Raw genomic sequence first — 1846 nt, forward strand, 5'->3', positions numbered from 1 at the left:
AATCGGGATAGGGGCGGTCAGGCAGCCTGACCGATCCCCTCCCACACCACCCGGCATGCGGGTCCGCACCGGGCGGTTCGAGCAGTTGAGGTCATGAGAGTCGAGGCACGCCCAGACGGTCGAAGTGGGCGATCGGCATTGCTCGATTCAACCGCAGGCGGCTGTTATGCCACCAACTGCAGCTGTTTGCGGCCACCTTGCGAGCGTCCGCTTCCGAGGCGCCGAGCGCCAACAACTCCCGATACATCGTCGTGCCACGACGCCAGTGCTTGAGCTGCATCGCGCGCAGCCGGTGTCTGATCCACTCGTCGAGTGCGCGGAACACCTTGGGCGTCTGCGCCAGCTGGAAGTACGCCTTCCACCCCAGCAAGTACGCCCGTAGTCGCTCCACACTCTCCGGCAGACTACGTCCGCCCGAGCGGCGAGTCAGCTCCCGGATCCGCTGCTTGAAGGTCTCCAACGTCTTTCGGGCCACCGTGCATTTGACTCGGCCTCCGGCACTACGCAGCAACGCGTAGCCCAGGAACTTGCGTCCGTGCGCGGCCACAACCGCCGTCTTGGCTTCGTTCACCTTCAGGTGAAGTCGGTCATAGAGTTTACGCAAACCATCCAGCACCCGTTCGCCCGCCCGACGACTACACACGTATACGTTGCAATCATCGGCGTAGCGCACGAAGCGGTGACCGCGCTTCTCCAGTTCACGATCCACCTCGTCCAGCAGCACATTGGCCAGCAGCGGCGACAGCGGCCCGCCTTGCGGCGTGCCTTCGTGACGCTCCATGACCACCCCGCCATCCATGATCCCGGCCACAAGGTAATGGCGAACCAGCCGCAGCACGGCCTTGTCCGCGATCCGCCTCGAGAGCCTTTCCATCAGAATGTCGTGATTGACCCGATCGAAGAACTTCTCCAGATCCACATCGACCACCACCCGGTAACCGTCCTGCACATGCCGTTGTGCCATCAGCACCGCGTCACGCGCACGACGTCCCGGCCGGAAGCCGTAGCTGTGTTCTGAGAAGGTCGGATCAATGATGGGCTGCAAGACTTGCAGCAGGGCTTGCTGGATCAGTCGATCCGTCACCGTCGGAATCCCCAGTTCGCGCATCCCGCCACCAAGCTTCGGAATTTGGACGCGCCGCACCGGCCGGGGCCGGTAGCTTCCATCCAGTAATGCCTCCCGAATCCGGGGCCAGTGCGTCTTCAGAGCCTCCGCCGTTTCGGCGATCGACTTCCCATCCACCCCAGCACTGCCGCGATTGGCTTTGACGCGTTTCCATGCCATCACCAGATTCGCTCTCGCGAGCGCCTGCGCAAGCAGGTCATCTCGCCCTGAACCTCCAGTTTCGAATCGCGCCGGCCGTGCTTCATCACGCACTACTTCAGGCTCGGCTTCACCTCGCCCTCCCGCGTTGCGCCCCGCACTCGCGGGCTTCTGATGCACTGCACGTTCGAGCGACACGGCCTTCGGCCCTCCTACTCGTTCGGCCCTTCGCCCACAACCGCCAGCTACTACGGCCTCTGCTGACTTCTCGCTCCGGCTTACCACCGTCGCCCTTTCAGGCATGAGGCGAGATCTCCCCAGGTAAGAACGCACTCCTTCGCTGCACAACCGCCGGATTTACGCCACTTCGCCTTGATCACAAGAGCTTCGCGGCTCTTTGCCCGCTCGCCCTGCTCGGCAGCGCCTTCTATCCGATTCTTGTCCATCGGCTCGCAGCTTACGCTCCACGCTTCCTCTCCACGCTCGGTCACCCTCACGCAGTTGCGCTTCGCTTCATTCGCCGTGATCAACTCATGGCGAGACTTTCACTCGCAGGAGTGCGCCCATGCTGGGCGCACAAAG

Annotated in this window: 1 protein-coding gene; it reads right to left on the minus strand. The window is 63.1% G+C overall.

Features of this window, described 5'->3' with window-relative positions; all coding sequences use genetic code 11:
• Positions 1 to 91: 91 nt before the first annotated feature.
• Complete coding sequence (gene ltrA, locus WS95_RS26290; RefSeq protein ID WP_059826968.1) at positions 92 to 1462, minus strand: group II intron reverse transcriptase/maturase; 1371 nt, start codon at positions 1460 to 1462, stop codon at positions 92 to 94.
• Between the last annotated feature and the right edge of the window lie 384 nt (positions 1463 to 1846).

Origin of the sequence: Burkholderia sp. MSMB1826, assembly GCF_001526325.1 — a bacterium.
GTDB lineage: Bacteria > Pseudomonadota > Gammaproteobacteria > Burkholderiales > Burkholderiaceae > Burkholderia.